The organism is Leisingera sp. ABD4_442, from assembly GCF_056160905.1.
The window spans coordinates 1-24,311 of record NZ_JBSWYB010000002.1 but is presented as its reverse complement, the minus strand read 5'-3'; the positions used below and the strand labels follow the sequence as shown (position 1 = coordinate 24,311).

Below are 24,311 nucleotides of genomic sequence, written 5' to 3'. Positions count from 1 at the left end.
TCTGCTTTGACGTTTGTTCTGTTCTGCGCGGCGGAAAAGCTCAGGGGCCGCGGGCGATGCCGTCCGGATCAGCCGGGGGATCGCTGGTAAGCTCCTTTTTCAACTGCAGCAGGAGGGTCACCGCGTCGACTGCAGCATCTTCGCCCTGTTCCAGCTGGCACAGCATCAGCAATTCCTCTCCGTCTTCTGCGGCCTCGCGTGCGGCGGCCACTGCATCGCTGGCGGGCATGGCATCGAGCGACGTTGACAAGGCCCGGATCATCTCCATGCATTGGGCCAGCACCGGGCCTGCCTCAGGTCCGCCTGCAGCCTTGGCCTGGGCCAGCATGTCCTCGGCCCCGCTTTGCAGCTGATCAAGCGCCGCAGCCAGGCTGGCACCAGAGGGATTGGGCGGCGCGGCGGGTGCAACCTGCGGCGGCTGCGAACCCGCTTCGGAAATACCGCAGCCAAACTGGCGGATCAGAAGTTCGGCCTGATCGACGTCCGATGCGCGGCCCAGTTCGATCTGGCGCCTCACATCATCTGCCAGCTGTTTACCGCCGCTGGAGCGCCAAAGCTCTTCTGCCGGGGCAGCGGCAGACTGGGCTGTCAGCCCTTGGATCGCAGCCACCGGGTAAACACCCAGGAATTCCTCTGCAGCAACGGGCTCCAAAGTCTCGATCAATGCGCCTAGGGTCCCGCGCATGAATAATCGGTCGGCCATGGTGAGGACCAGAAAACTGTGATCCTTGGTGGTATCGGGAACCTCCGCCCAAAGCGACTGCTCAGTGCCGGTGAACTCTTCGGTGCACCACAAGAAGATGTCCGCTGCCGCAGACGCCTGCCGCAGCAGTTGCTGCTGGCGGGGCTGCGGGCCGGCCAGCGGCAGCTCGCGGTAACTGTGCCAGCGCAGGCGCGTGTCTGGCAGCGTCTGGCGCACCCGCAGGCACCCTTCGGGAACATCGAGCTCGGCAAGCACACCCGGCTGCGGCCGGCACGCGCCGGAAGCGGTCTCAAAGGTCACGCTTTCCTGGCTGCCGTGGCAGATATCAATCAGCAGACCGCCGCCGTTGCGCCCGAGTACCACCCGGCCCAGCAGCATGTCGATCAGGGCGGATTTACCGGTTCCGGGAGCACCGGTTACGGCAACCTGCACGGGCTGGCGCAGCCGCTGCAGCAGCTGGCTGCCCCAGCCGGAAAACTCCGGTGGCAGCTGGCCGGTGCTCAGCGTCTGCTCAAGCTGGCCTGCCAGCGGATTTATGTCTCTCTGAGGAAGGCTCAAACCGATGCATCCGTTTTGCTGCGGCGCCCGTCCGGCGTGGAACGCCAGGTCGCGGATGCCAGGAGGGTGATGACACGGCGCCCCGTGCGCGGGCGGGCCGGTGCGGGCGCCTGTTCAGTGGGCCGCGGCTGCGGTGATGCAGTTTCGCCCGCCTGGTCCGGCGCGGGAAATGCCGCCTGCGGATCGAAGGGTTTGATTACGCAGATAGCGGCGTTGTCCTGCTCAGGGGCGTTCAGCACCTGCAGCTGCTGCATCAGCGCGGCGCCGATACGGGCGCTGGAGCTGAAGCATTCCTCGGACAGAATACTGGCAATTTCCTCTTCCTCCAGGAATTGCAGCCCGTCACTGGCTGCCAGCACGATATCGCCATCCTGAAGCCGCACCGGCGTGCTGCGGCAGTCTATGCAGGGGATATCCGCGCCAGTCAGAACCGAGGTGACACAGTGGCGGTCCGGGTGGCTGGCGGCCTCGGCCGGGTCCATACGGCCCTGGGCCACCAGCCTGTCGATTTCGGCTGCCATTGAATGGTCCGCATTAAGCCGGATCAGCGCGCCGTCGCGAAACAGGTAGAGCGGTGAATCGCCCACTGAAATCCAATACAGCCGGTCGCTGAACAGCACCGGGGCCAGCAAGGTAGCCCCCATACCGTGGGCCTGGGGCTGGCGGCTGGCGTATTCGCTCAGGCAGGCATTGGCGCCATTGGCCGCCTGCTGCAGCACCGCGGTAATATCCTGTTCAAGCGCGTGCGGATCATCGGCGCGCAGCTTCAGTTCACTGAACACCTCCGTGACTACGATCTTGGCAGCAACGTCGCCTGCAGCATGGCCGCCCATGCCATCCGCCAGCACTGCAAACCCGGTGCCAGTGCCGGTCAGAAAATCGGCCGCCACCGCATCCTCCTGACGCTCGCGTCGGCCCTTGCTGATGGCCGTCGCGGTATCAAATTCGAACTCAGCGGTACACAGCATGAGAGCCATCACCGTGCTGCGGCTGATCCCAGCCGAAATCGGCGCCGCACAGCGGCACGAAGCGCAGCGTTGTTTCACCGATGCGGATCAGATCGCCCGCCGCCAAGGTTTCCGTGCTGAGCACCGGGCGGTCATTGCGGCGCACCAGGTTCGCTTTGCCGCCGTGACCGATGTAGAAGGCTTTCTGTTCCGGATCATAGGCAATGGCAGCATGGTTGTCGCGGGAGATGCTATTGTCGCCGAAGTCCAGCCGCACGGTCTGGCCTTCGCCGCGGCCAATGACGGTAACGCCGCTGAACAGCGTGAAAGCAGCGCCGCGGCCCGGCCCCTTAACGATGGCAAGCCAGCCCACCGGGAACTGGGTATAGCCGGGCGCTCCGGCCTCCGCACTGCGGGTGAACGGATCGCTGCCGGCTGCCTGCGCAGGGCTAAAGCCCAGCAGGCGGGTCTTGACCCGGCCGGCACGGCTGGTGCCGCGGCCCATCGAAGGGGCCGGCACGTCGATCGGCGCAGCAGGTGCTGATTGAGGGCCGGGATCAGCGCGGGAAACACAGTGCCGGGTCTCGTCCATTGGCGGCAGAGCCGCGTCTGGCTCGTCCTCGGGTTCAAATGCCATCTCAGGGTCCGCCTGGACCTGCGGTTCTGGCCGTGGCGTGTAGCTGGATGCAGAGTCCGCTGGATCTGTTAAAGCTGCGGTGGGAAGCACAACTTCTGAAGCGGATTCCAGACCGGGCCGCGCGGCTGCATTGCGTTTGAAAATCCGGTAGCTTTCTGCAGCGTCTGCGCCGCTGCTGCTGTCTTGCGCGCCGCTGAAACCTTGCTCCTCCTCATCCGCACCGGACCAGTCTTCTACCAAACCCGCAGACCCCGTTTCGGGATTACCAGCAGGCAATTCCAACGCACCGGCGGGCGGCGCATCATCTTCCGCCTGGGCTTCAAGGGAGTGCGCCTGCTCGCGGGCAAAGAAGGCAGCAATCGCGTCTTCCTCCGGCGCGGCGCTTTCTGTCCAGATGTTGCCGGTGTCCTGAATTTCAGCCTCTGCAGTTCCGCCGTCATCGCTCCGGAGATCCTCAGGCTGAGCGCTTGCTCTTGCCGCTGTGCCATGGGCGTTTGGGCCATTGCCGCCGACAGGCTCCGGGTCCGTCTCCAGCAAAAAGCCGCGATCAAGGCTCAATGGTGCCCGGTCCGTGTCCGCCCGGCTCTCAGCCCCAGGGGGGCGGGCAGGAAAACTGTCCTGAGCCGGCGGCTCGACCGGCGCTGCAGACAGCGGGTCAATGCCATCCAGGCGGACGCGCTCCCGCTTTTCACCGATGATATCCTTGATGAATTTCATGCCCATTCCCTTCAGTTCTTAGCCGTGAGCGGAGCGCTGCGCTGGCGCCCGAAAATCTTACGCAACCGGCTGGCGATACCCGGCTTTTTCCGGCGCAGCTCCCTGATCGGTTCAGCCAGGGGCGGCGCAGAGATTGGCAGCGGAGCGGCCGGTTGTTCCGCGGCGGGGGTATTCTTCTTGCGCCGCGACAGCGCGTCCTCTTCTTCCAGCCAGGTCTCAAGATCGCTGACTGGTTCGCCAAAAATGTTGACCAGTTGGCGCTGCGGTTTGACCTGAGGCGGCTCTGCAAAAGCCTCCGCCTGCCGGGCCGAGCGCGGAAGCCCTGGCGTCAGGCTGCCGTTTGTCGCAGCGACGAGATCGGCAATGACTGCGTCCAGCCCGCAGGCCTCCGCTGGCTGGACCGGCTGACGCTTGACTGCTTCAGCGGGCAGCGGCACGTCATCGCACTCCGCCAGCATGTCTTGCCATTCCTGTGCAGATTGAAACCGCTCTGCAGGCAGTACCGACATTGCGTGGTCGACTGTTGCAAGCAACGCAGGATCCAATTTCCACGGGCCGCCCAACAGAGGACAGCAGGGGTCGGGATCACCTGCCATGACGGCCGTCATGCGCTGCTGACTGCCGGGCGGCGTCCGGCCGGTGATCAGATAATAAAAGGTGGCACCTAGGGCATAGATGTCGCAGGCCGGACGCTGTGGCAATTCCGGCCGGTACAGTTCCTGTGCAGAGTAGCCGTCCTTGACAGCCAGCAGCACCGGCAAAGCCGTATCATCGCTGGGTGTGCTGCCGCAGGCGGCTCCGAAGTCGATCAAAGTTAGGACGCCGTCCTTGCCAAGCAAGAGATTGTCCGGTGAAATATCGCGGTGCAGTATCCCCTGCTTGTGAAGGCAGCGCAGCGCCTCCAATGCCTGATCGAGCACCCGCCGCAGAACCGGACCGGTCAATCGGCCGGGCTGCTCTTCCCGCACGGTCAGCAAGTCCAGGCCGTCAACAAATTCCATCGCGATATAGGCCGTCTGGTTCTCCTTGAAGACCTGATGCACCTCTACAATGGAAGGGTGCCTGGCACGGGCCAGCAGGTGGGCCTCGCGCAGGAAGGTGCGCAGCACATTGCGGCAGGACTTGGCATGTTCCGGCGCGCTAGGCTCAACGCTGGTGCCGCTGCGACGGCAGATGCCTGCGGGAAAACACTCCTTGATCACCACCCGGCGTTCGAGGCTGTCCCGGGCCAGATACGTGATCCCGAAGCCGCCGCTGATCAGCGGCCGCTCAATCTGGTACTGTCCCTGAAGCAGCTTGAAGCCGCAGGGCAGTTCGCAGGTGTCGGCCTGATCGGCGGCTAGTGTGTCGTGAGGCACTGCGTCATTTCCCCATGGCAGCTGGAACCCCAACCGGCAGCATCCGGATGGACCTCAACGCTGGAACCGGAATGCGGAGTGTTTGCGGCAGCTTTCGGGCAATTAAGGCAATCGCGCCGCAATTCCGCCGCAATCGCCCGCAAGGGCCAGCAATCATTGGGTTAAGCCAGGCCTAACTACTTGCCTTGAAGTTAGTTAAACTGCAGCGCTAGTTGAAAAATCCCCTCTAATCGGTGCAGTTCCGCGGACGTTGAGCAGATCGCTCCCGCTGCCATCCCGGACCGGCATGAACAGTAAGTGGATCCCCCGTTTCAGCATCCAGTATTTGCCCCGTATCCGGCACAGGGTTAGGGTCGGGCATGGCCCCTCTTTCTTCTGTCCGGTTGCGCCTGCTGGTCATGGCCCTGCTGCCGCTGATCGTGCTGATGCCTTTTTTGCTGCTCCTCGGCATGACACGCTGGAGCGCGGACTATGACGCGCTGCTGATCGCCAATGTGGAAAGCGACCTGCGCATTGCCGAGCAATACCTCGAAGAGCTGATGACCGGGACCAAACGCGATCTGTCCGGCATATCAGGCTCAGTGGAATTCAAAGAGGTGCTGCAAGGAACCACGGCTGAGCGGGAGGAGTATTTCACACTGAAACAGGGGCATCTCGGCCTGGATTTCCTGTATTTCCTGCCGCAAAGCGATGCCGGCAACGCTGCCGGGCAGTGGCCGGTGATCAAGGCAGCAATGAACGGAACCGGCGGCACCGCAATTGACATCATGGCCCCCAAGGATCTGAACACGCTATCGCCAGGCCTGGCGCTGCGGGCCAGGTTCGATCTGATCGAAACCGCCGCAGCCGTGCCAACCAGCCGCACGGTCGAGGACCGGGGCATGGTCGTTCACAGCGCCAGTCCTGTCCTGGCTAACGGGCACAGCGGGGTGCTGGTCGGAGGGATCTTGCTGAACCGCAATCTGCAGTTCATCGACACGATAAACACACTGGTCTATCTGAACGCCGTAACCGGCGGCGAGCGCCAGGGCACCGCGACCCTGTTCCTGGAAGATGTGCGCGTCTCTACAAATGTGCGCCTGTTCGAAGACGTGCGCGCCCTTGGCACCCGGGTTTCAGCAGCGGTACGCAACCGGGTTCTGGGCCAAGGGGAAACCTGGCTGGACCGCGCCTTTGTCGTCAATGATTGGTATATTTCGGGGTATCTGCCATTGACCGACAGTTTCGGCAAACGGGTCGGCATGCTTTACGTCGGCTTTCTGGAAGCTCCCTTCAACGCGGCCAAGCGTGCCGCCTACCTGTGGATGATTGCAGCCTTTGCGGGGGTTCTGCTGCTGTCGGGCCCGCTGTTCCTCTGGCTCGCCAAGGGTATTTTTGCCCCGCTGGAACGCATGAACAAAACCATGCGGCTGGTCGAACGGGGCGATCTCTCGGCCCGCAACGGCGATACAGGTGCAAAAGGGGAAATCGGCGCGGTCGCAGCGCATCTGGACAGCCTGCTGAACCAGGTTCAGGACCGCGACCAGAAGCTGCGGGCCTATGCTGACGGGCTGAACCAGATGGTTGACCAGCGCACTGCCGAACTGCGCAAGGCCAATGCCAAGCTGGAAGAGACCTTCAAACAGCTGGTGATGTCGGAAAAGCTCGCGTCCATCGGCGAAATAACTGCCGGCGTTGCCCATGAAATCAACAATCCTGTGGCGGTGATCCAGGGCAATGTGGACGTGATCCGGGAAACACTAGGCCCGGATGCCAAAGACGTGCGAACCGAGCTTGCGCTGATTGACCAGCAAGTGATGCGGATTGATGCGATTGTCGGCAAACTGCTGCAATTCGCCCGGCCCAGTGAGTTCTCCGGCTACGACGAAACGCTGCTGCTGGGTCCGCTGGTCGAAGACAGCCTGGTGCTGGTGGATCACCTCCTGTCCAAACGCGCCATTAGGCTGGTTAAGGAATTCGCTGAAGTTGCCCCCGTGCGCATTGACCCCGGCGAAATGCAGCAGGTGGTGATCAACCTGATTGTCAACGCAACACAGGCCATGGGGGACAGCGGCACCCTGACTTTGCGTCTTGCCCCTGGCAGCAACGAGGGGCGCGCAGGGGTCTGCTTTGCGGTCCGTGACAGCGGGCCGGGGATCCCGGCTGACAAGCTGTCTTCTGTTTTTGACCCGTTTTTCACCACCAAACAGGCCGAGGGCACCGGGCTAGGCCTGTCGATCAGCCAAACCCTGGTTCAACGGGCCGGGGGGCTGATTTTGGCCCGCAATCCCGAGGTCGGCGGTGCCGAATTCACCGTATGGCTGCCAGAGGCTGAAGGCTGATCCGTCACATTCCCCAAGATGCGCATTTGCGGTCGATGGTCTTGCGGGAAACGCCCAGGCGCCGGGCCGCTTCGGCACGGTTGCCATCGCATCGGTCCAGGACGTGCAGGATGTGGCGCTGCATCACCAGCTCCAGGCTTTCCATTGCTTCGGCCCCTGTCACCCGTCCGCTGCCTGCGAACTCCTCAGGAAATTCGCCAAGGATCAGCGACCGTTCGATCAGGTTGCGCAGTTCGCGCACATTGCCGGGCCAGTCGTACCGGCGCAGGTTCAAAAGCGTTTCTTCATCCAGCATCAGAGCAGGCATTCCCAATGCCCGGGACAGATGCGTCATGAAAAAGGCGGCCAATTCGACGATATCCTCCGATCGCTCGCTCAGGGGCGGCATGGTGATATTCACCACGTTGATCCGATGAAAGAGGTCCGCGCGAAACCGCCCCTCTGCCACAGCCTGGAACAAATCTGCATTGGTGGCGAAACAGAAGCGCAGATTCAGCGGAATGTCCCGCTCCGCCCCGACCGGGCGGATGCGCTGATCCTCCAGCACCCGCAACAGCGCTGCCTGCAGCGGCTCGGGCATTTGCGCCACCTCATCCAGAAACAGCGTGCCGCCGTCAGCCAGCAAAAACAGGCCCGCCCGGCGCTGCTCCTCCGCCTCGACGATGCCGAACAGTTCGTGTGTGATCCGCTCTGGCGCAATTGCGGCACAGTTTACCGCCACAAATGGTTTCTCCGCACGGTCCGAAAGCTGGTGCAGCGTTCGCGCGGCGATCTCCTTGCCGGTGCCGCTGGGACCAGTGAATAGCACAGGCGTCGGCATTGGCGCCAGCTTGTGCAGCATCGCCCTGACCTCAGCCAGCGCTGCAGACTGGCCCAACAAGGTGCCGGGCCCGCCCTCGGAAAACAGCTCGTGGCGCAACAGAGTATTGTCGCGGCGCAGGTTCTTACGGTCCAAAGTACGAGAGACTGCGTTCAAGATCTGATTGGCGCGGAACGGCTTCAGCACGAAATCGCTGACCCCCGCGCGCAGAGCCTGAATCGCGGTTTCCAAATCAGCATAGGCCGTGATTAGGATGGTATCCGCAAACAGCCCTTTCCGGCGCTGTTCCGCCACCCATTCCAGGCCCGTCTTGCCCGGCATGATGTTGTCCAGTATCACCAAGTCGAAATGCGCCTTGTCCAGCTGCTCCGACCCTTCGGCCGGGGAACCCGCCTGCACCACCCGCTTGCAGCGCGGCGCCAGGATCTTGGTCAGGAAGTTGCGCATTCCCGGCTCATCGTCGACCACTAGGATCGAAGCCCCTGCCAGGCTGCTGCCATAGTCGTCCGCCACCTGTCCCCCGCTCAGTTCAGCCGCACCGCAGCACCAGATTGCCGTTCTGCTGCAGAGAAACCAGAACTCTTCAGAACAAGGCTTGCTGCAATGGAAATAACAATCATTGCCGCGAATCCGGCCAGCATCGCTTTCATTGGCTTTCTCCTCCGGTCGCCTGTTTCAAAAAATCAATCAAGTCGGCCCGGTCGCCTGCGCCTGCGATCACCTGCATCGGCATCTTGGACCCCGGTATGAAGCGATCCGGCCCCTCAGCAAACAGCGCATCTATGGTATTATCATTCCAGACAATTTCCGATCCGTCCAGCGTGGGCGAGTAGCTGTAGCCCGGCAATGTTCCTGCCTTGCGGCCAAAAACCCGGTGCAGGCTTGGTCCAGCCTTGCGCGTGGGGTCTGCGGTCAGCGCGTGGCAGATAGAGCATTTCCGCATGAACTGACGTTCGCCGTTCGGCATTGCTGACACATCACGCAGAAAGCCTCGCTGCTGCCCCATTGCCGGTTCGAACGTGTCCAGCAGGTCCACCGGCCAGCCAAATGCAACATCATCCAGACCGCCCGCCCAGACCATGCGGCCGTCTGCCGAGAACGCCAAGGCCCAGACCGGCCCCTGCCTTGTGGCATGAAAGTCGCGGGTGATGCGCCACTCTTCCGTGTCCAGCACCATGATGTACCCCTGCCCGTCCCCGACCGCCAGCTGCCGTGTGCCAGCATGATATGCCAGCGCCAGAATGGGCCGCCGGTCGAGGGTGAAATCGGCAATCAGAGAGCCGGTCTCCGGATCAATCACGCGGGTGCTGCCATCCACAGCGCCATAGGCCAGCCAGCCAGCCCCGGCCACAATGCAGTTGATCCCGAAACCGTGCCTGACCAATGGCAACGGCGCCTGGTCAGGCTGGCTCAGATCATAGCGCAGCAAGCCGCCGGAGGTGGTCGCCGCAAACAGTGCCGATCCGGCAAAGGCCAGATCGTTCACACCGGCCCCCGGGCTGGCCAGGCGCAGCGGTTCTGCGCCATCCAGCGGCCACAGGATGACAGAGCCGTCCCAGCTGCCTGTCGCAACCCGGCGGCCACCCGGTTCTGCTGCAACGGTCGCCACCTTGCCCTGATGCCGGCCCAGCAATTGAGGACCTTCCGAACGCCATAAGTAGACACTGAAATCATCGCCGCCGGTAACCAGCCCGGCAGGTGTGAACGCCAATGCGGTCACAGCTGCACCATGTGCCTCCAGCCAGCGCGGCACACGGTCGTGCCACAGGGCAGCAGAGTTGTCAAAACTCGCCGTTGCAACCTGCCCTGAACCCGACACGGCAATAGCCATGACTGGTCCCCCATGCCCTTTGAGCGTGGTAAACTCCTGCGCCGCCGCAGGCAGCGGCAGCGCCGCCAGAAGCAATGCCGCGGCCCAGCGCCTCATTCGGCCGGCGCCGCCTCCGAAGGCGCTGCTTTCTGTTTTGCCAGCTCCTCCTTGAGCCAGATGGCGTGGTGCTGATGTGCCCAGGCTTCATCCACCTCACCCGTGCCCATGGCGTCAAAGGCGCCCTCCATTCCGATTGAGCCGATGTAGATATGGGCAAGAATGATCGCCATCAGGACAAAACCAACAATGGCGTGCCAAACCTGGGCAAGCTGCATTTCCTGATGCGGTGCCAGTACCTCCGGCAGCGGATCCAGCCCGATCAGGCCCGGCGCGCCAATGCCGTTCAGCACGGCAAATGTCTTAGCAAAAAGCGGCAATTCGAAGGGGAACAGCAATGACAGGCCGGACACCGCGATCGAGCCACCCAGCAGGATCACTGCCCAGAAGATTACCTTTTGCCCGGCGTTGAATTTCCTGGCTGGCGGGTGCGCATTGCCGATGATGCCGCCAAACTGGCGCAGCCAGACAAGATCCGTGCGGTTCGGGAGGTTATGCGCGACCCACATCACAAAGACCATCACCAGCCCCAAGATGAAGGCCCAGGCCACGTTGTTGTGCAGCCATTTCGAAGCCATCAGAAGCGAGGCATTCAGATCTTTTCCAAGATAGGGCGCCACAAAAACCCGGCCGAACAGAACCAGCAGACCGGTTAGGGCCAGCACGATGAACGAACCTGCAAGCAGCCAATGGGCAAAGCGCTCAATCGCCTTGAACCGGGTCACGGTGCGCCCGGACGGTGCCGCGTCCAGAGCAATCCGTCCGCGCAGCAGATAAAATAGTGCGAGCGCACCACACACGCCCAGCAACAGCCAGCCGCCATACTGGCGCAGCGGCCCGTCCCGGAAAGTCAGCCAGGCCATACCGCCATCCTGAACCAGGACTGCTGCTGGCGCTCCGCCCGCAGACACCGTGACATCCGCAGAATTGAACCGCAAAGCCCGCCACAATTCCGGATCCGACGCCCCGCCCAAAGTGCCAAGCTGCGCCGCAAGTGCGGCCGCCGACCCCGGATCGCCAGTGTCTTCGCGACGGAAGGAGTCGTCTACCTTTTCCCCGCGCTGACGGGCCAGAATGTCCTCCAGCGTTTGCGCCCCGCCGGTCGCTGAACGGTCCGGGGCCTCTGCCCGGGATACGTCAGGCAGGCTGCCCAGCAACAACAGCGATAAGACAAGTACGAGTGCCATGCGCAGCATGTACCACCCTCCTTGAGTTCATTTCTCCAAGGAAAGGACAGGCCAGCCCGATTGCGGACCGCCCCATCCATGCCAATCCGGGGAGGGGCAGAGCGCCCTCCCAGGCAGGTTCAGCCGCCCTTCTGGTCGTAGGCGGTGCCCCAGCCCCAGGCGCCGGAACCGAAACCGCGCGCTACTACGCGCTCGCGGTAGATCGCTGAGACCACATCGCCGTCACCCGCTAACAGGGCCTTGGTCGAGCACATCTCAGCACAGATCGGCAGTTTGCCCTCGGCAATCCGGTTGCGGCCGTATTTGGAGAACTCCGCATTGGAGTGCGTCTCCTCCGGTCCGCCGGCGCAGAAGGTGCATTTGTCCATCTTGCCGCGCGACCCGAAATTGCCCGCCTGCGGGTACTGCGGCGCTCCGAACGGACACGCATAGAAGCAATAACCGCAGCCAATACACAGATCCTTTGAGTGCAGGACGACGCCTTCTTCGTTTTGATAGAAGCAATCGACCGGACAAACCGCCATGCAGGGAGCATCTGAACAATGCATGCAGGCAACCGAAATGGACCGTTCGCCCGGCTTGCCGTCATTGATCGTCACCACCCGGCGGCGGTTGATGCCCCAAGGCACTTCATGCTCGTTCTTACATGCGGTGACACAGGCGTTGCATTCAATGCAGCGTTCGGCGTCACACAGGAACTTAGCTCTCGCCATTTTCTGATCTCCTTATGCTGCCGAGATTTTGCAGAGAGTACATTTCGACTCCTGCATCTGGGTGACAGAGTCATAGCCATAGGTCTGTGCCGTATTTGAGCTTTCGCCCAGCACATAAGGGTCGGCCCCGTCGGGATATTTGTCCCTGAGGTCCGCCCCCTGGAAATGACCGCCGAAGTGGAACGGCATGAAGGCAACGCCCTCGCCGACCCGTTCGGTCACCATTGCCATCACCTTAACCTTGCCGCCCTCAGGGCCTTCGACCCAGACCTGCGCCCCGTCGCGCACCCCAAGGTTATTGGCATCTCTCGGGTGGATCTCCACGAACATGTCCTGCTGCAGCTCAGCCAGCCAGGGGTTCGACCGGCTTTCCTCACCGCCGCCCTCGTATTCGACCAGGCGCCCCGACGTCAGGATCATCGGGTAATCCTTGCTGAAGTCGTTCTTCTGGATCGAAGCATACATGGTCGGCAGACGGTAGGCATGCCGGTCCTCGTAGGTCGGATAGTCCTCCACCAGATCGCGCCGGTTGGTATAGAGCGGCTCGCGATGCAGCGGAATCGGGTCCGGGAAGGTCCAGACCACAGTGCGGGCCTTGGCGTTGCCGAAGGGGGCGCATTCATGCTTGATCGCCACCCGCTGGATACCGCCGGACAGGTCGGTCTTCCAGTTGGTCTTCGGACCGGCAACAGCGTCAATCGCGCCGCGCTCTTCTTCCGTCAGGTCGCTGTCCCAGCCTAGGTCCATCAGCATCTGCATGGTGAATTCCGGGTAGCCATCCTGGATGTCGGAATTTGCCGAATAGACACCATCGGCCAGCAGGCTCTCCCCGTCGCGCTCCACCCCGAACCGGGCCCGGAAGGTCAGGCCGCCCTCGCTGACGGGTTTGGACATGTCATAGAGGTTCGGCGTGCCCGGATGGTTCATCTCCGGTGTTCCCCAGCTGGGCCAGGGCAGACCGTAGTAATCGCCATCCGCCGGTCCGCCCACCGCCTGCAGGGTGGTGCGGTCGAAAGTGTGCTGATTGGCCATATGCATCTTCAGCCTTTCCGGGCTTTGACCGGTATAGCCAATGGTCCACATACCGCGGTTAATCTCGCGCAGCGTGTCTTCGACATCCGGGGTCACCCCGTCTTCTTCCAGTTTGATATTGCGGAAGAAGCGGTCATGCCAGCCGAACTTCTTGGCAAACAGGCCAATGATCTCATGATCGGTTTTGCATTCGAACAGCGGATCAACCACCTTCTCGCGCCATTGCAGCGACCGGTTCGAGGCCGTGACAGAGCCGCGGGTTTCGAACTGCGTCGCAGCAGGCAGCAGATAGACCCCGTCGGTGCGGTCATGCAGCACGGCAGAGACGGTCGGATAGGGATCAACCACGACCAGCATATCCAGCTTCTCCATCGCCGTCTTCATTTCCGGCCCGCGGGTCTGCGAGTTCGGGGCGTGCCCCCACAGAACCATTGCGCGCACCTTGTCCGGGTTGTCCATATTCGCCGGGTCTTCCAGCACACCGTCAATCCAGCGGCTGACCGGGATGCCGCTCAGGTTCTGCAGCGCTTTCTCGGTGCCATCGGCGCCGGTGGTGGTGGCAAACTGCCCCGCCAGCCATTCCGGGTCCTCGCCCCAGACCCGTGCCCAATGCGCCCAGGCGCCCTTGGACAGGCCATAATAGCCTGGCAGGGTGTGGGACAGCACGCCCAGATCCGTGGCCCCCTGCACATTGTCATGGCCGCGGAAGATATTGGTGCCGCCGCCGGATGTGCCCATGTTGCCCAGTGCCAGCTGCAGCACGCAGTAAGCCCGGGTGTTGTTGTTGCCGTTGGTGTGCTGGGTTCCGCCCATGCACCAGATCACCGTACCGGGACGGTTATTGGCCATGGTCCGCGCAACGCGCTTCAGCTGGCTGCCCGGTGTGCCGGTCACACGTTCGACCTCTTCCGGGGTCCATTTAGCGACCTCTTCGCGGATCTGATCCATCCCCCAGACACGGGTGCGGATGAATTCCTTGTCTTCCCAGCCGTTTTCAAAGATGTGCCACAGTATACCCCAGATCAGCGCTACATCGGTGCCGGGCCGGAAGCGCACATATTCATCAGCATGGGCGGCCGTACGGGTAAAGCGCGGATCGCAGACGATCAGCGGCGCATTGTTCTGCTCTTTCGCGCGCAGCACATGCAGCAGCGACACGGGATGCGCCTCTGCCGGGTTGCCGCCAATGATGAAGATGGCCTTGGAGTTGTGGATGTCGTTGTAGGAATTCGTCATCGCGCCATAGCCCCAGGTGTTGGCAACACCTGCAACCGTGGTCGAATGGCAAATCCGCGCCTGGTGATCCACGTTGTTCGTGCCCCAGTAGGCGGCAAACTTGCGGAACAGATAAGCCTGTTCGTTGCTGTGCTTAGCCGATCCCAGCCAATAGACACTGTCAGGCCCGCTTTCCTCGCGGATCTTCATCATGCCGCCGCCGATTTCGTCGATCGCCTGCTCCCAGCTGATGCGTTTCCACTCACCGCCCTCTTTCTTCATCGGGTACTTCAGCCGACGCTCGCCATGAGCGTGCTCGCGCACTGAAGCCCCCTTGGCGCAATGGGCGCCGAGGTTGAAAGGGCTGTCCCAGCCGGGCTCCTGTCCGACCCAGACACCATCAGAAACCTCAGCAACAACCGTGCAGCCGACGGAACAATGGGTGCAAACAGATTTTTTCAGCTCCACCGTTCCGGTTGCCGCTGTGGCCGCACTGGCCTGCTGCACTGTACCGCCGGTGGCCGCGATTGCGGTGAGCCCGCCAATCGCCAGACCCGACCCGCGCACGAATGCGCGGCGGTCAACCGAAGCATTTGCGGCTTCAGACAGGATACTTGTCCGCTGGGGGCGTCGCGCAACCCCGTTGGTCTTTTTCCTAAGCATGTTTTTCTCTCCCTTGCCTGCGGGAACCCCGCTTGCTTGGTAACTGCGGAATGTGCCTTTGGCGGTCGGGCGTCACGCAACCAGTTGCCACAAGGCGGAATAGCGCGTCCGGGTCAGAACCGGGCGGTCTCGAGGTAAGCGCGGGTATGCGCGGTGTCCTGCATCTTTTCGGACGTCAGGTCCGGCTCTGCCGCTTCCGCTTCCTTGCCGCCGGCTGCAACGGCCACCGCCGTTGCGGGTGCTGCTGTGCCGACCAGTTTCAGAAACTCCCGGCGCGATGCCTTGGTTTCCTTGCTCATCCTTTCCTCCTCCTTGCTGCTTCTGTTCCGTTCCAACGGTTGCCCGCCAATTGTCCGCGCGGCGCATGCCGCCGCTGCGGCTTCAGGCCCCGCTCAGGCGGAAACCTTCGGTCTCGATCTCCATGAACACCCGGCCGACAGCGCCGACCCCAGCATAAAGAACCGAATTCTTGGCCGCCTCGAGGTCTGCAAAAAAGTGCGGTGCCCAAGGTGCGATGTGCCGGTTAAAGAAGATCTTTTGCTCATTAAGCGGAACAGGCAGCCCAAACCGCCCCGCGATCTGCGCCGCCATCATTTCCATCAAGCTGGCAATGTTGTCTTCAGGCTCAAACACGTTCTCTGCCCGTGCCAACCCGCGTGCCGTCATATCCTGACGCAGCACCGCCAGCGGTTTTTCGTTCAGAAAACCAGTCAGGTAGTAGGAGGCATAGGGCAGCAGTTCCCCCCGTCCCAGCCCGATGAAAAGCTTATTGAATTCGCCTTCTGCTGCCTTCGGCTTGGTTAGCCGCGCCAGTTTCGCCAGCGTCGCAATCGCCTGCCCCAGCTCGGTTTCGTCGCCGCTGAGGCCGGCAGTCTGATCCAGCAGCATCTGGTTCGGCGGCCCGGATAGCATCAGGCCGAGATAGTTGTACAAATCTGCCCTCAGGCGGTCTTCTTCGGCAATTCTGGTGTCCACTGCTGCGCTCATCCTGTCCTCTGATTGTCAAAGGTGAAAATCATCCGCCGCGGCCCGGGGCCTGCGGCGAACACCGCTTCCTGCTCTTCCGGGTGCATGTCAGCCGGCCGCTCAGCGGCCTGAGTAAGGGGGGCCTCAGACGTGTTGTCCTCAGGTTCGCCTGTGTCCGGATCCACGGGTGCCGCATCCGCGGTCTCTGTCGCCGTTGCTGCCGGCTCCGCAGCCGCACCAGGCTGTTCAGCCTCCGCTTGGCGCTGCAGTTCCTCGACATGGGCAAACATGCCCTTGCCGACCTGATAGGCGCTCTGCATATTTTCGAGAATTGTGGCTGCGTCGGTGAAATCCTCACCATAATCAACCAGCCCGTCCAGATTGGCGAGCACCGGATTGACCCGCCACAAATGCCGCAGAGCGCGGGTTTTCAGCCGGGCTGGCACTGCCTCAGCCAGGAACTGACGGAAGTCTTCTCCCGCGTTCAGTGTCTCCGGTTCCGGCAGGCCAAGGTCCTCAAGCAGTTCCGCGTCGCTCTTGTCCGCCTGCCGCGCCTCCTGCTCTGCTGCCGCCTCCACAGCACGAAGCCGTTCCCCGGCCCGGGCTTCAGCAGCAACGGCAGCACGCCGGCGGGACCAGCCATCCATCATTGCAGCCTCCGCTTAAGCAGCGAGGGCGAGCGGTAGACATCGGCTGTCTGAACAATGCGGGGATCGCCGATCCCATCTTCGGCCAGATCAACCCGCTTCCTGTCGCGGCGGCGTTTTACAAAGGCTTCTTCCTGATAAAACTCTTCGACGAATTCCCGCACCCAGGCCAGCAGCGCTGGCGGCATCGGAACCTTCTCGACAATCTCCTCGCCGCTGTCGGTGTAATCCTGTGCCTCATAGGGCGAAGCAGTGACCAGCAGCATGTCCAGAGGCGCATCCCCAGCCTGCTGCCGCATCACAACATAGACACTCGGCAACCGCGCGTTCAGCCCGTGGTGATAGGCCTCTGCCTCAGCCCCGTGCAGTTCCAGCGTCAGTGTCGCGGCATGATACTCCACCGCGTCATTCTCACGGCGCATTTCATGCCAGTGGGCCGGAGCCGCCCCGGGCAGAACCGCAATCGCGCGCCAGCACCATGGCACCCAGCGGGTTACGCCCCGGGTTTTGCGCAGTACGATGCCAAGCGGCATTGTCCGGTACATCTTCGGATTGTGAATCAACCGGTTTTCCTCCCCGGTTTCCAGACTGCGCCACGTCCCTGCCACCGGCAAAGCGCGGAATTGCGTGCCTTCGCATTCCGGGCTGTTTCCGGTCAATTTGGGCAGCCCCTCCAAGGCCCGTTCACCGCGCCGGACGTTTTGTCCATATCGACAAAAAGACTCAGGAAAAATGAGCGGCCCAGGACACCCGAATCACACACCCCAAACTTGGCCTGATTCGGAGCCGCTGCGCCGCGTCCCGCCTCACAAAACCGGTTGTGGCAGATTTCGAATCGCGTCTAAATCGAGAGAGACATCAGGGAAAACGAGGCCGCAAAGCACCTAGACGGCCCACGGGGAAGACATGGTCAAATCACTGATAACATGTGATTGTTTAGGCACTCAACAAGTTGACGCACAGGGCTTGGCGGACGCGACCGGGCTATCAGTTCCAACGCCCTGCACCGCACTTTGCACCCGCCAGATTGACCGTGCTGCGGCAGCTTTGGACTCAGGCGATGCAATTATTTGCTGCACCCAGGAAAGCCGGATTTTCGAGGCTCTTGCCACAGAGCTGAACGCCCCTCCTCCGGCGCTTCTGGACCTGCGTGACCGCGCCGGATGGAGTGCGGACAAGGCCTCGAAACTGCCCAAAATGTCCGCCCTCGCCGCTGAGGCGCTTCTGCCTGCCGCAGCCCCCAGAACACGCGATGTCACCTCGGACGGCTTGTGCCTGATCCTGGGCCCTGCAGAGGCAGCACTGCAAGCCGCCGAGCAGCTGCAGGAAACGCTTGGCGTCACGGTCCTGCTGGACAGCGCCCCGGACCTGCCCCCGTCGCGCGGCTTTGACGTGGTGCTGGGCCGCCTGTCGCGGGCCTCTGGCGCCTTGGGTCAATTCCAAGTCCGCATTGACACCTTGCAAGTGATGGAGCCCGGAGGCCGCGGTGCCTGGAGCTGGAGCGCGGCCCAGGACGGCGGCCAGTCGGACTGTGACATCATCCTGGACTTGCGCGGCGGGGCGCCGCTGTTCTCCGCACCGGAAAAGCGCGAGGGCTACTTGCGCGCCGACCCTACACACCCGCCGGCTGTCGCTGCCGCTGTGCTGGCCGCCTCGCAGATGGTTGGCACCTTTGAAAAACCGCTCTACGTGCGGGCGGAACCGCTGCTGTGCGCCCACAGCAGGGCAGAACAGAAAGGCTGCACGCGCTGCCTGGACCTGTGCCCAACTGGCGCCATCACCCCGGCCGGCGATCACGTGTCCATAGATCCAATGATCTGCGCCGGCTGCGGTGCCTGTTCTGCAGTCTGCCCGTCCGCTGCCATCAACTATGACGCACCGCCGGTGGATCTGACGATGCTTCGGGTTCAGACCCTGGCCAAGGCCTTTCTTGACGCCGGCGGCGTGGCGCCCCGGTTGCTGATCAGCGATGTCCGCGGAGCAGAGATGATCCGCCTTTCCGCCCGGTTCGGCCGCGGCCTGCCTGCAGATGTGATTCCGATGGAACTGCCGGCCCTCAACCTGTTCGGACATGCCGAGATGCTGGCTGCGCTGGCAGGTGGCTTTGCCCGCGTCTGCCTGCTGCAAGGCCCCGGGACTGATCCGCACGCGCTGCAAGAGCAGGCGGCGCTGGCCCAGGCGCTCAGCAGCAGCGAAGCCGTGAAGATACTGGACCTGTCTGACCCGGACGCTTTGGAAGCCGCCCTTTATGACAACGCGCCGCCACCCTCATGCGCCGCAACGGTCCGCCCGCTTGGCACCCGCCGCCAAATCACCCGGCAAGCCGCCAGGGCCCTGAACCCGGATGCCCGCGTGCTGCCCTTGCCCAAGGGGGCTCCATATGGTGCGGTCGCGGTTGAAACCGGCAACTGCACGCTTTGTCTTTCGTGCGTTTCGCTGTGCCCGTCCGGCGCTCTCAGCGACAACCCGGATGCACCGCAGCTGCGGTTCCAAGAGGACGCCTGCCTGCAATGCGGTCTTTGTTCGCGAATTTGCCCGGAAAACGCGATAACACTCGTGCCGCAGCTGGACCTCACCCCCGCGGCGCTTTCGCAAAAGGTCCTGAATGAGGAGGAGCCGTTTGCCTGTGTCGAATGCGGGGCTCTATTCGGGGTGAAATCCACCATTGAACGCATTACCGACAGACTTTCAGCCCACAGTATGTACCAGGATCCCGGTGCGCTGCGGATGATTCAGATGTGCGACGATTGCCGGGTGAATGCGCAATTCCACAGCGAAAACAACCCCTTCGGCGGAGGAGAACGCCCGAGCCCCCGCACCACCGAAGACTACCTCAGCAAACGCCGTGATCATTGATGCTGCAGCGGCGCCCCCAGATCTGCCGGTGTCAGCGCAGCGGCATAAGCAAGCAGTGCCTCCACTTCTGCCAAAGTCAGGCTGACAGGGTGGACAGGCGGTGGACGGTCTTGCGGGAAGGGGGCGGTAACATCTTCGATTTCCGTAAAGGCCGGATGCGGGTTGAGCGCATAAAAGGCGGAAAACCGTTCCTCCCAGTCGCTGAGGCTGCGCAGCACTTGAAAGCTGGGGGTGGATCCGATGCCGGCAATCCCGGCCCCTTCTGCTACCACATGGCAGCGGCCGCATTGTGCCTCTGCCACTTGCCGCCCCAGCACAGCATCGCCGTCCACGCCAGCCGGTACCGGCTGTCTGGCCGCTTGCAGCGGTGCTGTGAACACAGCCCCCCCCTTTGGCGCGAAGCCCAGAACCGTCCGCCGGCCGACCTCGGAACGCAGCCACGCGGCCAGTTTGCCGGCTCCAGCATGTCCAGGGCGCCGCAGCTGCAAGTGCCACACCGCACCAGCCCCCTCAAACAGCGCCTCCCCCTCCGGCCCCAGAGCCAGGTCGGCGTCTGCAAGGCCCGTCAGCTCCACCTTGACCTGAGTTTTCAGCGAAAACCGCGGCAGGATATGGCGCAACAGGCCGCTCTCCGCCAGCGCCGCAGGCGCGTGCAGCCGCACCATCCGCCCCTCGTCGGCGAAAACAGGATGGGGCAGCAGCCAGAATATGACAACCAGATATCCCGCACGCATAATAGGATCAGCCTAGGCGCGGCCCTGCAGGCCCGTCAACGGCAGGAAGGAAACAAAAGATGAGCAGAGAGGCCGTTCTTACGGTTTTAAAAACCATTGCCGATCCGGTGCAGGGCGGTGATATCGTTACCAGCGGCGCCATGAGGGCGCTGAACGTTGACGGCTCCACCGTACGTTTCGTGCTGGAAATCGCCCCCGAGCATGCCTCTCAGTTTGAGGCCGTGCGCAGCGAGGCAGAAGCGCGGCTGCAAGAGCTGGACGGCATCGGCAAGGTGTCCATTGTGCTGACCGGCCATTCCTCCAAGGCACCGCCTGACTTGAAACCCAAAGCCGCGGTGCAACCACAAGGACCGCAGGCCATTCCTGGCGTCCAGCGCATCCTCGCCGTCGCGTCCGGTAAAGGCGGAGTTGGCAAATCCACCGTCTCTGCCAACCTCGCCTGCGCGCTGGCAGCCCGCGGCCGCCGCACCGGTCTGCTGGATGCGGATGTTTATGGCCCCTCACAGCCGCGTATGCTGGGTGTCTCAGGACGGCCGTCCTCTCCCGATGGCAAGACAATCCTGCCGCTGCGCAATCACGGTGTCACGATGATGTCCATCGGCCTCATGACCAATGAGGACCAGGCCGTTGTCTGGCGCGGCCCGATGCTGATGGGCGCGCTGCAGCAAATGATGATGCAGGTACAATGGGGCGCATTGGACGTCCTGATAGTGGACCTGCCGCCCGGAACAGGCGACGTGCAGATGACCCTGGCGCAAAAAGCCCGTGTCGACGGGGCGATCGTCGTATCCACCCCGCAGGACATTGCTCTGCTGGACGCACGCAAGGGGATAGACATGTTCCGGCAGCTCCACGTCCCAATCGCCGGCATGATTGAAAACATGTCCACGCACATCTGCTCCAACTGCGGGCATGAAGAGCATGTGTTCGGCTACGGCGGCGTCGCGGCAGAGGCAAAAAAGCTCGGCGTGCCCCTGCTTGCGGAAGTGCCTCTGGACATGCAAATCCGCCTTGCTGCCGATGGCGGGGCACCGGTCACCGTCTCCAATCCCGATGGTCCCCAGGCCCAGGCCTTTCACAGCATTGCGCAGACGCTGATCGGGCAGGGCATGGCATGACCCGGTTGCGCTTCCCACCCCTCATGGACGGTGAACCCTGCACCGACAGCCCTTTTGCCACCGCCTGCCGCCGCGCTGTACTGGGCTGCGACGCTGGTTTGGTCTGCTACAGATTGGCCCCCCCCGTGCTGGAGGCGGCAATTGTGTTTGCACCGGATGTGCCGCTTCAGCAGGCGATGGCAATGATGCCGCTGTGCGGTGTCAGCTTTCAAAATGCCCTTGGCGCTCTCGGCCCCCCAGAACTTGCCGTGCATCTGGCCTGGAACGGCGCCATTTCCATAAATGGAGCCACCTGCGGCACCCTGCGCGCAGCAAGCGCTGCGGCAGATCCGATGCAAGTCCCCGATTGGCTGGTAATCAGCCTTTCCTTGCCGCTTTGGCCATCAGAAACCCCTGGCGCCACGCCGGACCAGACCTCCCTTTACGCCGAAGGCTGCGCTGATGTGCAGCCCGCCAGCCTGATCGAGGCCTGGGCCCGCCACACCCTCAACTGGATCACCCGCTGGGAAGACGAAGGCCCCCGGCCGCTCCATTCGGAATGGCGGGGGCTGGTTCAAGACCTTGGCAAGACTGTAACGCAAGACACATACAGCGGCACGTTTACCGGCGTGGACGAGGACTTCGGCATGCTTCTGCGCAACGGCCCTGATACCCGCCTGATCCCGCTCACAACCCTTTTGGAGCAGCCATGAAACTCGCCCGCGCGATTCATTTCGACGAGTCCGACACCCGTGTCTACAATAGCCCTGCCCGTACCGGCGAATGGTGCCTGCCGGGCGGGTTCGAGTTCTCCGACTGGTCGGAGGCAGACCTCAACGGCAAGGCGCGCCAGGCATTTGCCAACGGCTGGCTCGGCCTGGAAACCGGTGGCCGGGTGACATTTGTTGCTGTCACCGACATCACGCCATCGGAAATGGAAGGCCTAAAGACCCTGCTGGCACAGCATTTCGTGACCTACTACGGCGCGCCGACGCTGGAGGCTGCCTTGCCTATCGCCGCAGAAGAGCTTGCCCAGATGGCCGACCTTTGCGGCGAGCATGCCCCAAACACTCTTTTGACCGTTACCCGTGAGCTTACGGAATCGGGCGTACGCGAATCCTACCGGTTCATTACTCCGGAGGACGCAGATCTGACCCAGTTTGCGGTACACAGCAGCCCCTGATCAGGCAGGTCAATGTTTGGTAGCGGACTTGCAATCCGGCCACCGGCATAAGCTGCGATTGCAGTCTTCAGATCTTCGACGAAAAGGAGATCAATAAAGCCGAAACCAAGCAGCACGTGCCCGGTTTCAAGGTGAGGGCCGCGCTTTAGGTGCTGAAGGAGGAGGAGACCGGTGCTGTGCCGACGGGCCGGTTCCGGGTGCACCCGGCGATGATCCACCAATGAAAAAATGTGCTCCTCAAGGTTGCCTCCGGCGTATTCGAACGCGGCAGCCGGAAAAAAACCGAGACCGACGAGGAGCAGGTGAAGGAGCTTCACGCCAAGATCGGGAGGCTGGCAGTGGCCGGCTCTTTTTGGAAAGAAAGCTGATGCCTTGGGGCGGGAAGTGAGGCGCGGCATGGGTGAGCCCGGTTTTCCAAAAGCCCAGCACCAACAAACCGACGAAAGAGCACAAGACCAATCCCGACCTGCTGAAGAGGCTTGGAGTGCCCCATCTGAACTGGTCCACCGTTATGTTTAGGAAACGGAGGACAGAGAATGGCGAACAAGCGGCACAAGCCAGAGGAAATAGTTCAGAAGCTGCGGCAGGTTGATGTGCTTGTCGGGCAAGGAATGGCGCGGGTTGATGCAGTCCGGGAGGTTCGCATCACGGAGCAGACCTACTACCGCTGGCGCAAGCAGTATGGTGGGATGGGAACCGACCAACTGAAGGAACTCAAGCGTCTCCAGAAGGAGAACGAGCGGCTGAGAAAGGCCGTGTCGGATCTGACACTGGACAAGCTCATCCTGAAGGAAGCCGCACGGGGAAACTTCTGAGCCCCGCTCGTCGCCGAGCCTGCATCCAGCTGATCCGTAGCGGGATGAAGGTATCGGAGCGTCGGATCTGCCGCGTGCTCGGGCAACATCGCTCGACACAGCGGCATCATCCAAGGGGCCGGGAAGACGAGGAACGGCTGGTTGCCGACATGACCGAATTGGCCAGGCAATACGGCAGCTACGGCTACCGGCGCGTTGCTGTGCTGCTGAGGGATGCAGGCTGGCAGGTCAGTGATGGCCGGATTGAGCGGCTGTGGCGACGAGAGGGGCTGAAGGTGCCACCGAAGCAACCGAAGAAAGGAAGGCTTTGGCTGAACGATGGGTCATGCATCCGGTTGCGCCCCGAGTATCGCAACCATGTCTGGTCGTATGACTTCGTGCATTGCCGAACCGACGATGGGAAAGCGTTCCGCACACTGAACATCTTGGATGAGTTCAGCCGTGAATGCCTGGCGATCCGAGTGAAACGGAAACTCAACTCGACCGACGTGATTGATGCCCTGACGGACTTGTTCATCCTGCGCGGGCCGCCAGCTTACGTTCGAAGCGACAACGGGCCGGAGTTTGTTGCCAATGACGTGCGGGCCTGGATTGAGGCTGTCGGGGCTAAGACCGCTTTCATCGAACCCGGAAGCCCCTGGGAGAACGGCTACGTCGAGAGCTTCAACGCCCGGATGCGGGACGAACTGCTCAACCGTGAGATATTCTATTCGGTGAAGGAGGCTCAAATCATCATCGAAGGCTGGAGGAAACACTACAACACAAAGAGACCCCACAGTGCATTGGGCTACAGGCCCCCGGCTCCAGAAGCCATCATCCCGATGGAACCGAGGCCAGTGATGCACTAACAATCAAACTGGACCAGTCAGATCAGGCCACCCAGGGGGCTTGATGCAACGCTTACGTTGGGCCTAGCCACGGGCAACAAGGGCGCGAACACGAGGAAGGCCCCGGATGGGTTATCCGAAGCCTTTGATATTTATGAGGAAATTGTGCTGGTTGCGGGAGCAGGATTTGAACCTGCGACCTTCAGGTTATGAGCCTGACGAGCTACCTGGCTGCTCCATCCCGCGGCATTTTGGTTGTCCTACCGCGTGGAACGCTTCTTGAGGACAGTTTTTTTTATCGTTCAGAGAGATTTTTTGGATTTTACTAGGTTTGGCGGTGACCTACTCTCCCAGGGCTTTAGCCCAAGTACCATCGGCGCGGCAGTGC

Annotated in this window: 23 protein-coding genes and 1 tRNA gene; 8 read left to right on the top strand and 16 right to left on the bottom strand. The window is 62.2% G+C overall.

Features of this window, described 5'->3' with window-relative positions; all coding sequences use genetic code 11:
* Positions 1-40: 40 nt before the first annotated feature.
* The 4 genes from ACXAHG_RS01975 to ACXAHG_RS01960 are packed head-to-tail and all read right to left on the bottom strand — an operon-like array spanning position 41 to position 4,764.
* Positions 41-1,261, bottom strand: a complete 1,221-nt coding sequence (locus ACXAHG_RS01975; protein ID WP_475055648.1) for a hypothetical protein — start codon at positions 1,259-1,261, stop codon at positions 41-43.
* Positions 1,258-2,229 carry a PP2C family protein-serine/threonine phosphatase gene (locus ACXAHG_RS01970; protein WP_475055646.1) on the bottom strand — a complete coding sequence of 324 codons (972 nt, stop codon included), beginning with the start codon at positions 2,227-2,229 and terminating at the stop codon, positions 1,258-1,260. Before ACXAHG_RS01970 ends, ACXAHG_RS01975 begins: the two co-directional genes overlap by 4 nt.
* Complete coding sequence (locus tag ACXAHG_RS01965) at positions 2,213-3,562, bottom strand: FHA domain-containing protein (RefSeq protein WP_475055644.1); 1,350 nt, start codon at positions 3,560-3,562, stop codon at positions 2,213-2,215. Before ACXAHG_RS01965 ends, ACXAHG_RS01970 begins: the two co-directional genes overlap by 17 nt.
* Before the next feature lie 11 nt (positions 3,563-3,573).
* Positions 3,574-4,764 carry a serine/threonine protein kinase gene (locus ACXAHG_RS01960; RefSeq protein WP_475055919.1) on the bottom strand — a complete coding sequence of 397 codons (1,191 nt, stop codon included), beginning with the start codon at positions 4,762-4,764 and terminating at the stop codon, positions 3,574-3,576.
* On the opposite strand from ACXAHG_RS01960, the gene ACXAHG_RS01955 reads away from it, so the two are divergent.
* Together ACXAHG_RS01955 and ACXAHG_RS01950 are read left to right on the top strand one after the other, a co-directional pair.
* Complete coding sequence (locus ACXAHG_RS01955) at positions 4,690-4,905, top strand: hypothetical protein (RefSeq protein ID WP_475055928.1); 216 nt, start codon at positions 4,690-4,692, stop codon at positions 4,903-4,905. The two genes, ACXAHG_RS01960 and ACXAHG_RS01955, sit on opposite strands and share 75 nt — an antisense overlap.
* 374 nt (positions 4,906-5,279) lie before the next feature.
* The gene (locus tag ACXAHG_RS01950) at positions 5,280-7,241 is read left to right on the top strand and encodes a sensor histidine kinase (RefSeq protein ID WP_475055642.1); all 1,962 of its coding nucleotides are present in this window, start codon (positions 5,280-5,282) and stop codon (positions 7,239-7,241) included.
* Positions 7,242-7,245: 4 nt separating this feature from the next.
* Here the strand turns inward: ACXAHG_RS01950 and ACXAHG_RS01945 are convergent, their stop codons facing one another.
* The 10 genes from ACXAHG_RS01945 to ACXAHG_RS01900 all read right to left on the bottom strand — a co-directional run bounded on the left by ACXAHG_RS01945 (position 7,246) and on the right by ACXAHG_RS01900 (position 16,944).
* Positions 7,246-8,574: a sigma-54-dependent transcriptional regulator gene (locus tag ACXAHG_RS01945; RefSeq protein WP_475040602.1), complete on the bottom strand. Its 1,329-nt coding sequence runs from the start codon at positions 8,572-8,574 to the stop codon at positions 7,246-7,248.
* An 11-nt stretch (positions 8,575-8,585) separates the two neighbouring features.
* Entirely contained in the window at positions 8,586-8,711 is a 126-nt protein-coding gene (locus ACXAHG_RS01940; protein WP_475040600.1) for a hypothetical protein, read from the bottom strand.
* Positions 8,708-9,988, bottom strand: coding sequence for a c-type cytochrome (locus ACXAHG_RS01935; RefSeq protein WP_475055640.1), 1,281 nt, complete (start codon positions 9,986-9,988; stop codon positions 8,708-8,710). The genes ACXAHG_RS01940 and ACXAHG_RS01935 overlap by 4 nt, the downstream gene beginning before the upstream one ends.
* Positions 9,985-11,184, bottom strand: coding sequence for a formate dehydrogenase subunit gamma (locus ACXAHG_RS01930; RefSeq protein ID WP_475040598.1), 1,200 nt, complete (start codon positions 11,182-11,184; stop codon positions 9,985-9,987). The genes ACXAHG_RS01935 and ACXAHG_RS01930 overlap by 4 nt, the downstream gene beginning before the upstream one ends.
* Positions 11,185-11,294: 110 nt before the next feature.
* A complete protein-coding gene (gene fdh3B, locus ACXAHG_RS01925) occupies positions 11,295-11,888 on the bottom strand; it encodes a formate dehydrogenase FDH3 subunit beta (RefSeq protein WP_255105806.1) in 594 nt (197 codons plus the stop codon).
* A gap of 12 nt (positions 11,889-11,900) precedes the next feature.
* Entirely contained in the window at positions 11,901-14,798 is a 2,898-nt protein-coding gene (locus tag ACXAHG_RS01920; protein WP_475055638.1) for a formate dehydrogenase subunit alpha, read from the bottom strand.
* Positions 14,799-14,911: 113 nt separating this feature from the next.
* Positions 14,912-15,097 carry a twin-arginine translocation pathway signal protein gene (locus ACXAHG_RS01915; RefSeq protein ID WP_475055636.1) on the bottom strand — a complete coding sequence of 62 codons (186 nt, stop codon included), beginning with the start codon at positions 15,095-15,097 and terminating at the stop codon, positions 14,912-14,914.
* Between the two features lie 82 nt (positions 15,098-15,179).
* Positions 15,180-15,785 (bottom strand): TorD/DmsD family molecular chaperone, encoded by a 606-nt coding sequence (locus ACXAHG_RS01910; RefSeq protein ID WP_475055634.1) that lies wholly within the window; start codon positions 15,783-15,785, stop codon positions 15,180-15,182.
* Positions 15,782-16,414 (bottom strand): DUF3306 domain-containing protein, encoded by a 633-nt coding sequence (locus ACXAHG_RS01905; protein WP_475055633.1) that lies wholly within the window; start codon positions 16,412-16,414, stop codon positions 15,782-15,784. The genes ACXAHG_RS01910 and ACXAHG_RS01905 overlap by 4 nt, the downstream gene beginning before the upstream one ends.
* Positions 16,411-16,944: a DUF3305 domain-containing protein gene (locus ACXAHG_RS01900; protein WP_475055917.1), complete on the bottom strand. Its 534-nt coding sequence runs from the start codon at positions 16,942-16,944 to the stop codon at positions 16,411-16,413. The genes ACXAHG_RS01905 and ACXAHG_RS01900 overlap by 4 nt, the downstream gene beginning before the upstream one ends.
* A gap of 373 nt (positions 16,945-17,317) precedes the next feature.
* Between ACXAHG_RS01900 and ACXAHG_RS01895 the strand changes: the two genes are divergently transcribed.
* Complete coding sequence (locus ACXAHG_RS01895) at positions 17,318-19,267, top strand: 4Fe-4S binding protein (protein WP_475055632.1); 1,950 nt, start codon at positions 17,318-17,320, stop codon at positions 19,265-19,267.
* On the opposite strand, the gene ACXAHG_RS01890 is transcribed toward ACXAHG_RS01895, so the two are convergent.
* Positions 19,261-20,001 carry a hypothetical protein gene (locus tag ACXAHG_RS01890; RefSeq protein WP_475055630.1) on the bottom strand — a complete coding sequence of 247 codons (741 nt, stop codon included), beginning with the start codon at positions 19,999-20,001 and terminating at the stop codon, positions 19,261-19,263. The two genes, ACXAHG_RS01895 and ACXAHG_RS01890, sit on opposite strands and share 7 nt — an antisense overlap.
* Before the next feature lie 59 nt (positions 20,002-20,060).
* On the opposite strand from ACXAHG_RS01890, the gene ACXAHG_RS01885 reads away from it, so the two are divergent.
* The 5 genes from ACXAHG_RS01885 to ACXAHG_RS01865 all read left to right on the top strand — a co-directional run bounded on the left by ACXAHG_RS01885 (position 20,061) and on the right by ACXAHG_RS01865 (position 23,944).
* Positions 20,061-21,119, top strand: a complete 1,059-nt coding sequence (locus ACXAHG_RS01885; RefSeq protein WP_475055629.1) for an Mrp/NBP35 family ATP-binding protein — start codon at positions 20,061-20,063, stop codon at positions 21,117-21,119.
* A gap of 23 nt (positions 21,120-21,142) precedes the next feature.
* Positions 21,143-21,811, top strand: coding sequence for a biotin/lipoate--protein ligase family protein (locus ACXAHG_RS01880; protein WP_475055627.1), 669 nt, complete (start codon positions 21,143-21,145; stop codon positions 21,809-21,811).
* A complete protein-coding gene (locus ACXAHG_RS01875; RefSeq protein WP_475040584.1) occupies positions 21,808-22,281 on the top strand; it encodes a DUF6505 family protein in 474 nt (157 codons plus the stop codon). The genes ACXAHG_RS01880 and ACXAHG_RS01875 overlap by 4 nt, the downstream gene beginning before the upstream one ends.
* Before the next feature lie 230 nt (positions 22,282-22,511).
* Positions 22,512-22,649 (top strand): hypothetical protein, encoded by a 138-nt coding sequence (locus ACXAHG_RS01870; protein WP_475040582.1) that lies wholly within the window; start codon positions 22,512-22,514, stop codon positions 22,647-22,649.
* Positions 22,650-22,817: 168 nt separating this feature from the next.
* Positions 22,818-23,944, top strand: a protein-coding gene (locus tag ACXAHG_RS01865) for an IS3 family transposase (RefSeq protein WP_475055626.1) whose coding sequence is annotated in 2 segments (ribosomal slippage) — positions 22,818-23,082 and positions 23,082-23,944 — 1,128 coding nt in all. Because the reading frame shifts where the segments join, the coding sequence is not laid out codon by codon here.
* A gap of 148 nt (positions 23,945-24,092) precedes the next feature.
* Here ACXAHG_RS01865 and ACXAHG_RS01860 read toward each other — a convergent pair.
* Positions 24,093-24,169: transfer RNA gene (locus ACXAHG_RS01860), tRNA-Met, on the bottom strand.
* Positions 24,170-24,311 lie beyond the last annotated feature (142 nt).

Excerpts from the sequence above, each read along its gene's own strand:
- ACXAHG_RS01915 (WP_475055636.1), bottom strand. The coding sequence starts at position 15,097 with ATGAGCAAGGAAACCAAGGCATCGCGCCGGGAGTTTCTGAAACTGGTC.
- ACXAHG_RS01955 (WP_475055928.1), top strand. The coding sequence starts at position 4,690 with ATGTTCCGGCGCGCTAGGCTCAACGCTGGTGCCGCTGCGACGGCAGAT.
- ACXAHG_RS01900 (WP_475055917.1), bottom strand. The coding sequence starts at position 16,944 with ATGCCGCTTGGCATCGTACTGCGCAAAACCCGGGGCGTAACCCGCTGG.
- ACXAHG_RS01935 (WP_475055640.1), bottom strand. The coding sequence starts at position 9,988 with ATGAGGCGCTGGGCCGCGGCATTGCTTCTGGCGGCGCTGCCGCTGCCT.
- ACXAHG_RS01920 (WP_475055638.1), bottom strand. The coding sequence starts at position 14,798 with ATGCTTAGGAAAAAGACCAACGGGGTTGCGCGACGCCCCCAGCGGACA.
- ACXAHG_RS01970 (WP_475055646.1), bottom strand. The coding sequence starts at position 2,229 with ATGCTGTGTACCGCTGAGTTCGAATTTGATACCGCGACGGCCATCAGC.
- fdh3B (WP_255105806.1), bottom strand. The coding sequence starts at position 11,888 with ATGGCGAGAGCTAAGTTCCTGTGTGACGCCGAACGCTGCATTGAATGC.
- ACXAHG_RS01890 (WP_475055630.1), bottom strand. The coding sequence starts at position 20,001 with ATGCGTGCGGGATATCTGGTTGTCATATTCTGGCTGCTGCCCCATCCT.
- ACXAHG_RS01940 (WP_475040600.1), bottom strand. The coding sequence starts at position 8,711 with ATGAAAGCGATGCTGGCCGGATTCGCGGCAATGATTGTTATTTCCATT.
- ACXAHG_RS01875 (WP_475040584.1), top strand. The coding sequence starts at position 21,808 with ATGAAACTCGCCCGCGCGATTCATTTCGACGAGTCCGACACCCGTGTC.
- ACXAHG_RS01910 (WP_475055634.1), bottom strand. The coding sequence starts at position 15,785 with ATGAGCGCAGCAGTGGACACCAGAATTGCCGAAGAAGACCGCCTGAGG.
- ACXAHG_RS01880 (WP_475055627.1), top strand. The coding sequence starts at position 21,143 with ATGGACGGTGAACCCTGCACCGACAGCCCTTTTGCCACCGCCTGCCGC.
- ACXAHG_RS01885 (WP_475055629.1), top strand. The coding sequence starts at position 20,061 with ATGAGCAGAGAGGCCGTTCTTACGGTTTTAAAAACCATTGCCGATCCG.
- ACXAHG_RS01905 (WP_475055633.1), bottom strand. The coding sequence starts at position 16,414 with ATGATGGATGGCTGGTCCCGCCGGCGTGCTGCCGTTGCTGCTGAAGCC.
- ACXAHG_RS01950 (WP_475055642.1), top strand. The coding sequence starts at position 5,280 with ATGGCCCCTCTTTCTTCTGTCCGGTTGCGCCTGCTGGTCATGGCCCTG.
- ACXAHG_RS01965 (WP_475055644.1), bottom strand. The coding sequence starts at position 3,562 with ATGAAATTCATCAAGGATATCATCGGTGAAAAGCGGGAGCGCGTCCGC.
- ACXAHG_RS01895 (WP_475055632.1), top strand. The coding sequence starts at position 17,318 with ATGGTCAAATCACTGATAACATGTGATTGTTTAGGCACTCAACAAGTT.
- ACXAHG_RS01930 (WP_475040598.1), bottom strand. The coding sequence starts at position 11,184 with ATGCTGCGCATGGCACTCGTACTTGTCTTATCGCTGTTGTTGCTGGGC.